8 protein-coding genes are annotated in these 6,689 nt (G+C 75.0%); 3 read left to right on the forward strand and 5 right to left on the reverse strand.

The features are described from left to right. Positions 1-62: 62 nt before the first annotated feature. The 5 genes from Csp2054_RS17460 to Csp2054_RS17480 all read right to left on the reverse strand — a co-directional run bounded on the left by Csp2054_RS17460 (position 63) and on the right by Csp2054_RS17480 (position 3,942). Positions 63-758 carry a CGNR zinc finger domain-containing protein gene (locus Csp2054_RS17460; RefSeq protein ID WP_096900825.1) on the reverse strand — a complete coding sequence of 232 codons (696 nt, stop codon included), beginning with the start codon at positions 756-758 and terminating at the stop codon, positions 63-65. Between the two features lie 9 nt (positions 759-767). Next, the gene (locus Csp2054_RS17465; RefSeq protein ID WP_096900826.1) at positions 768-1,253 is read right to left on the reverse strand and encodes a SprT-like domain-containing protein; all 486 of its coding nucleotides are present in this window, start codon (positions 1,251-1,253) and stop codon (positions 768-770) included. Then, positions 1,250-2,101: a hypothetical protein gene (locus tag Csp2054_RS17470; protein ID WP_096900827.1), complete on the reverse strand. Its 852-nt coding sequence runs from the start codon at positions 2,099-2,101 to the stop codon at positions 1,250-1,252. The genes Csp2054_RS17465 and Csp2054_RS17470 overlap by 4 nt, the downstream gene beginning before the upstream one ends. Before the next feature lie 120 nt (positions 2,102-2,221). Beyond that, on the reverse strand, positions 2,222-2,857 hold the full coding sequence (locus tag Csp2054_RS18340) for a hypothetical protein (protein ID WP_176491777.1): 636 nt from the start codon (positions 2,855-2,857) through the stop codon (positions 2,222-2,224). Between the two features lie 242 nt (positions 2,858-3,099). Continuing rightward, positions 3,100-3,942, reverse strand: a complete 843-nt coding sequence (locus Csp2054_RS17480) for a spermidine synthase (protein ID WP_096900829.1) — start codon at positions 3,940-3,942, stop codon at positions 3,100-3,102. Positions 3,943-4,101: 159 nt separating this feature from the next. Between Csp2054_RS17480 and Csp2054_RS17485 the strand changes: the two genes are divergently transcribed. The 3 genes from Csp2054_RS17485 to Csp2054_RS17495 are packed head-to-tail and all read left to right on the forward strand — an operon-like array spanning position 4,102 to position 6,448. Next, positions 4,102-4,611 carry a hypothetical protein gene (locus Csp2054_RS17485; RefSeq protein ID WP_096900830.1) on the forward strand — a complete coding sequence of 170 codons (510 nt, stop codon included), beginning with the start codon at positions 4,102-4,104 and terminating at the stop codon, positions 4,609-4,611. A gap of 2 nt (positions 4,612-4,613) precedes the next feature. After that, positions 4,614-5,798, forward strand: a complete 1,185-nt coding sequence (locus Csp2054_RS17490; protein WP_096900831.1) for a sensor histidine kinase — start codon at positions 4,614-4,616, stop codon at positions 5,796-5,798. Further along, positions 5,795-6,448: a response regulator transcription factor gene (locus Csp2054_RS17495; protein WP_096900832.1), complete on the forward strand. Its 654-nt coding sequence runs from the start codon at positions 5,795-5,797 to the stop codon at positions 6,446-6,448. The genes Csp2054_RS17490 and Csp2054_RS17495 overlap by 4 nt, the downstream gene beginning before the upstream one ends. Positions 6,449-6,689 lie beyond the last annotated feature (241 nt).

A 6,689-nucleotide genomic window follows, 5' to 3' on the forward strand; every position in this document is an offset into this window, starting at 1 on the left:
CCCGTGCCCGCCGCGGTCGGCCCGCCGTGCCCGCGGCGGTCGGCCCACCGCGTCCGCCGCGGTCAGCTCGCCGCGCGCCGTGCCCGGTGCGCCCGCACCTTCGCCCGGTTCCCGCACCGCTGCATCGAGCACCACCGACGCGTGCCTCCGCGGGACGAGTCGTAGAACACCAGGCCGCAGTCGTCCGCCGAGCACCGGCTCAGCCGGGTCGGACGCCCGTCCGCCTCGACGTCGTCGAACCCCACCTCCGAGAACAGCGCCACCGCGTCGCGGGCCACGCTCGACAGTGCCTGCGCGAGCCGCACCCGGTTCGCCCCGGCCCGACGACGGCCACCGGGCAGGCTCGGCGGCACGTCGGGCAGCGCGGCGAACAGGTTGACGGTGTCGATGTCGTCCGGCGCCGGGCGTGTGCGTCCCGTGCCGGCGCGGAGGCCCGCCGCGACGGCGGTGCGCTCCGCCGCGGTCGACGCCGCGGCCGGGGCAGCCGCCACTGCGAGTCGGGCGATGGCGGCGCGCAGTTCCCGTGCGTCGTGCAGTTCACGCGCCGTGGCACCGACGTCGATCGGCTCGGTGTGGTCGCCGAGCCACTCGTCCAGGTCGGCCGGGGTCGCCAGGAGCTCCCCGAGGTGCGCGCGCGGCCGGCGCCCGTCAGGATCGTCGGCGAACCCGCCGGTGTGGGCGAAGTCCAGGGCGATCCGGCCGGCGTCGAAGAACCAGGAGGACCCGGCGTCCGTACGGATGTGCTGCCCCGTGTGCATCCGCCCAGGCTAACGGGTTACGGCCTCCGCGCCAGCGGTCGTGTTGGACCTGTGCTGCCAGGTGATCACGTTCCGGGCGTCGAACCGCCGGGAGCACTTCGCGCACGCCAGGGTCCTCGTCGGCCTGCGGTAGCGGACGTGCTCGTGCCCGGCCGGACACCTGCCCACCCACGGGGCGAGCTCCGAGGCGACCGGCCCGTCGTAGAGCCGCGACCCCGTGTAGCCGATCGCCGCTGCGGTCCGGCGCCACACCGGTCCGTGGGCGGCACGCGGGCCCGCCAGCGCGTGCGCGATCTCGTGGAGGAGCACCTGGTCGGCGTCGTCGTCCGAGAACCGTGCGGCCAGGTACCGGCTCACCGTGATGCGCCGCTTCGCGAAGTCGCACTGCCCGGCGCGCGTCTTGGCGTGGTCGAACGCGAACGTCCACGTCCGGTCGAGGTGCTCCGCCATCAGCGCGGCGGCACGGGCCCGGACGGCGTCGAGCTCCCCCGTCATCGCTCGGGACGCGGGTCCGCCTGGCCCTTCCGCGCGGCCCGGGCCGCGATGCGGCCCCACAGGTCGTCCGCCTCGGTCCGCGCGGCGTCCGGGGCGCCGAGCACACGGCGACGGACCGGCGGCTCCTGCGGTTCCGACGGTGTCGGCTGGTCCGGACGGGAGGCGCGGGGTGCCGACGCGTCGTCGTCCTCCGCCCGGCGGGCAGCCACGTCGCGGGCGGTGCGCGGCTTCTCCTGCTGGTCGTCGGTCGTCGAGATGGCGGCGCGCATCGCCGCCTCGACCGCGGTGCGCAGCGCGTCGGTGCGCTCGGACGGCGCGCCGGCCTGCCGGAACGCCTGGTAGGCGCGGGACAGCGCCGCGCGGGCCTCCTCGAAGCGGCCGTTCTCGAACAGCGACCAGCCCTCGAGCTCGGCCGCGGCGCCCTCGAGCTCCGGCCACTCCTCGGTCCGGGCGGTGTCCCGTGCGAGGGCTGCCTCGGTGGCGGCACGGTCGTACCGGCCCAGGTCGTGCAGCACATGTGCGCGGCGGATCCGCGCCGCGACCTTGTCCTGCCGTTCGCCCGTGAACATCGTCAGCCGGAAGACCTCCTCAGCGACCACGAGCGACTCGTCCAGGCGGCCGAGCAGCCGGAGGAGTTCGGCACGTTCGGCGAGCGCGTCGGTGCTCCGGCTCTGGCCGAGGTCGCGGAGGCGCTGCTGCACGGCGTCGGCGTCCACGGCGGGGCGGAGGCTGATCGGGGCGAACGTCGAGCCCGGGCTGACGCCGGCGGTGACGGGCGCGGCGTGGCGGCCTTCACGAGCGCGGTCGGTGCGGTCGTTCGGCTGGCGGTCTTCGGGCGGGAGCGACATCGGTTCGAGGGTAGCCGCGCGCGGCCGAGAGTCGTCGGTGCCACGCGCACGGGGGGGTGTCCGGACGCGGGACGGCCCACCGTGCCGGAGCACGACGGGCCGTCCGGTGGTGTGGTCGGATCAGGGCGCGAAGCCCGCGTTCGCCGCTGCTCCGGCGATGCTGACGGCGGTGACGACGAAGAAGACGATGACCGCGACGACGGCGAGCACGATGGCCCAGACGCCCCAGGCCCGGCCGCGCTTGGTCGCCGCCGCGACGATGCCCTGCACGATGGCCCAGAGGCCGAGCGCGGTGCCGAGGTAGAACAGCAGCGACGCCGTGACCGCACCGGGTGAGCGGAGGAGCTCCTGCATGGCCGAGTCGCTCAGAGTCGCGGACGAACCCTGCGTCGCCTCGCGCAGCGCCGACGAGCCGCCGAACGCGCCGCCGAAGAGCACCCCGGCGACGATCCCGACCACGAGCGCCGCCAGACCGACGACGAACGCGACGACGCCGACCGTCTTCTTCTTCGGCTTCGGCTCGTCGTACGACTGCCAGGCGGGTCCGCCGGCCGCGGCCGCAGCGTACGGCTGCTGGTGCTGCTCCCACGCGGGTGCGCCTCCGTGTTCCGGGGCCCGCTGTCCGTACTGCGGCGGCTGCTGCTGCCCGTACTGCTGCTGCTCGCCGTACCGCGGTGCGTCGGTGTGGTCGGCGCGCTCGCCGTACCGGGGTTCGTCGCCCGGCCGGTCCTGGTAGCTCCGGTCGTCGTTCGTCATGGCGTGCACACCCTTCGCTCGGTCATCCCCTGCACGGTCGTTCCGCCCATCCTGCCCGTCCGTCCCGCCGAGCGCCCGACAGGCGCGACGAAGCACGCGTCGATCGACGCGTGCTTCGTCGCGATCGACACGGGAGCAGACATGCGCGTGCATGGTCCGACGAAGCAACCCGGGATCGACGCGTGCAACGTCGCAACGCGCGCGTTCCGTGGACCGTCCGCCGCGCGACGGCCGCCCGCGGCTCAGGCGCCGAACACGCTCCGGTTCGGCTCGGGCGACGCCACCGCCGTCTGGTCGGTCACGATCGGCGCTCCGGCGACGAAGGAACGCAGCTCCGCCCCGTGCACGACCTTCGCCGGCATCGGGTCCGAGGAGTACCGCCGCGGCATGTCCGCCACGGGCAGGTCGGTCGGGGAGCCGAGCAGCACGATGTTCCCGAACCGTCGGCCCTTGAGCATCCCGGTGTCCGCCACCGCCGCCACCGAGGGCAGCACCGACTGCAGGGTCGAGGCCTGCCCACGCGCGAACGCCAGTCCGGCACCGTCCGCCACGTTCACCGCGACGATCCCGGTCGGCGACAGGAACTCGGCCACCGACCGGTAGAACTCGACGCTCGTCACGTGTGCGGGGATCTGCGACCCACCGAACACGTCCACGACCACCAGGTCCACCGACCCACGCAGACCCGCGGGCAGCTTCGACAGGACCTCACGGGCATCGCCGTAGCGCACCCGGATCGACGCGCCCCGGGGGAACGGCAGGACCGCACGCACCTGGTCGACGAGGTCCCGCTCCAGCTCGATGACCTGCTGTCGCGAGCCAGGCCGGGTCACCGCGACGTACCGGGGCAGGGTGAGCGCCCCCGCCCCGAGGTGCAGCGCCGTGATCGGCCCGGACGGCAACAGGTCGACCGCGTGTCCGATCCGCCGGATGTACTCGAACGCCAGGTGCGTCGGGTCCTCGAGGTCGACGTGGGACTGCGGCGTCCCGTCCACCACGAGCGTGAACGACCCCGGCCGGTGCCGGTCCGGCTCCACGACCGCGTACCCCGCACCGATCCGGAACCCGTCGAACGCATCAGCCATGCCCCCAATGGAACACCACCGCCGATCCCCACCCGCACCCCACCCGTGGTTGGTGTGCCCGCGGACGCCCGCGAACGAGGCTGGGAACACCCCGACGGGAACGCCCGCCGGACGCCGACGGGAAGCCCCCGCCGGGCCACGAACGGAAAGGTCCACCCGATGTCCGCCCAGCTCGTCGTCAACGTCCTCCTCGGTCTCGCCCTGGTCGGGTTCCTCGCCTACCGGCAGGCCACCTGGCAGTACCTCGACCCGACGCGCATCTGGCGCACCCCGCTCGTGATGGGCGTCGTCGGCGTCGTCGTCCTCGCGAACTCGGGCGTCACCGTGACGACGACCGACGTGGTGTTCCTCGCGATCGAGGCCCTCGTCACGATCGGCGTCGGCCTGACCATGGGCAGCATCACCCGCTTCCGCACCGTGTCGACCCCGGACAGCAAGGGCCGCACGCTGCAGTCCCGCACCGGCTGGACCGGCGCCGCGCTCTGGGTCGTCCTCATCGTCGTGCGCATCGGTCTCGACGTCCTCGGCGGCCACCTCGGCGCCCACCTGCTCACCTCGACCGGCACGATCCTGCTCGTCCTCGCCCTGAACCGGGCCGCCCGCGCCGTCGTCGTCGACCAGCGCATCCCCCGCGGCGCCCGTCGCACGAGCGGCATGATGGTCCGGTGACCATGCTCGCCGAGCCGGAGCTGGCCGACCTCCCCCGCGACGGGGGTGGCCGGCCCCGTCCCGGCTTCGCCTGGGCCCTGAACGGGCTCGGGGTCGTGGTCGTCCTGTTCTGGTTCGTCCGGAACGGCACCGCCCTCCACCACCCCGCGTGGGTGTGGGTGCTCGGGGGCGTGGCGCTCGCCGCCTGGCTCCTCCGCGAGTTCGGCCGGTCCACCCGGGTGGTCCTCGCCGCGGGCGTCGTCATGGTGCTCGCCGGTTCCCCGGTCGTCGTCCCCACCGACTCGCTGATGATCGTCCCGGTGATCGTCGGCATCGTGCTCCTCGGCGCCACCGTCACCCTGCCGGTCTGGTTCGGCGCCGTCGCCGCGGTGGTGGCCCTCGGCGTGACCGCACTCTCCGCGACCGTCCTCCACGCACCGGTGCAGCTCGTCCTCGGCACGAGCGCGGGCCTCCTCCTCGGCGTCCTCATCGGCTTCAGCCGCCGCCAGTTCCGGATCGCCGAGCAGCGTTCCCGCGAGGCCCTCGCCGACCAGCAGCGCGCCGCCCTGCTCGCCGACCGCGCCCGGGCAGCGCGGGACGTCCACGACGTCCTCGCGCACTCGCTCGGCGGGCTCGTGCTCCAGCTCGACGCCGTCGAGGCTCTCCTCGAGGCCGGCCGCGTCGACGAGGCGACCCGTCGCGCCGGCGAGGCGCGGACGCTCGCCGCCGACGGACTGGCCGAGGCACGACGGGCGGTGCGGGCGCTCCGCGACGACACCGACGTGCCAGCGCGGGACGACGCACCGGAGCCGAGCCGGGCCTCCCGACTGGGGACGCTGCTCGCGGACCACCGGTCCTTCGGGGGGACGGTGACGGCGCAGGGCGACGAGGTGCTCGACGCGCTCGACGCGGCGCACCGCGCCGCCGTGGTCCAGGTCTGCCGGGAGGCACTCAGCAACGCCCGCAGGCACGCGCCGGGCCGTCCCGTGGCGGTGTCGGTGGTCCGGGACGGCTCCGCCGTGTCCGTCACGGTCGCCAACCCGCTCGGCTCCGACGGGCACGGGATCACCGGGATGCGCGAGCGCTTCGCCGAGCTCGGCGACGACTCGTCGGTGGACGCCGGCATCCGCGACGGCGCGTTCGTCGTGGCGATGCGCGTACCCGTCGCCGGCCCCGGCGCCCTGGACGACAGTGGGGAGCGGTCGTGACGATCCGCGTGCTCGTGGTCGACGACCAGGCGATCGTGCGGGACGGCCTGGTGACGGTGCTGTCGCTCGTGCCGGACCTCGAGGTCGTCGGGGAGGCCGCCGACGGTGCCGAGGCCGTGGCCGCCGTCGAGCGCGACCGTCCGGACGTCGTGCTGATGGACCTGCGCATGCCCGTGGTGGACGGCCCGACCGCGACCGCACGCATCACCGAGGCGCACCCGGAGGTCGGGGTGCTCGTCCTCACCACCTTCGCAGACGACGAGTCGATCGTGACGGCGCTCCGGGCCGGTGCCCGCGGGTACCTCACGAAGGACGCCGGGCGGAACGAGATCGCGACCGCCGTCCGCGCGGTCGCGTCCGGGCAGGCGACCTTCGACGCGTCCGTCGGCGCCCGGCTCGTCGCACGGCTGTCCGTGCCCGTCGTCGCACCCGCCGCGCCGGACCCGTCCGACGGGCTGCGCGGCCGCTTCCCGGACCTCACGCCGCGAGAGGCCGACGTCCTCGAGCGCATCGCGGCCGGCCGGACCAACCCGGAGATCGCCGCCGAGCTGTACCTGACGGTCCCGACGGTGAAGTCCTACGTCAACCAGGTGTTCGCCAAGCTCGGCGTCCGGACCCGCGCGGAGGCGGTCGCGCGCGTCCTGCGCTGAGGCCGGTACAACCGGGGTCGCCGCGACTGCCGGGACCTCGGGGCGTGGCAGGGCGAGCCGGGTGACGGCGCTCCCCAGCCGGCGCCAAGACACGCCACGTACCGTTCACCGCGTCGTCACCCGGACCGTGTCGATGCCCGGCGGCCCCACACCGCTCGCATCCGCCGTCCCCCGTGACCGCGACGCGCCCGCCCGCGCGCTCCGCCGGGCCCGCCGTCGCCGGTGCACCGTCGCGCCGCCG

It is taken from the genome of Curtobacterium sp. 'Ferrero', from assembly GCF_002412165.1.
Classification (GTDB): domain Bacteria; phylum Actinomycetota; class Actinomycetes; order Actinomycetales; family Microbacteriaceae; genus Curtobacterium.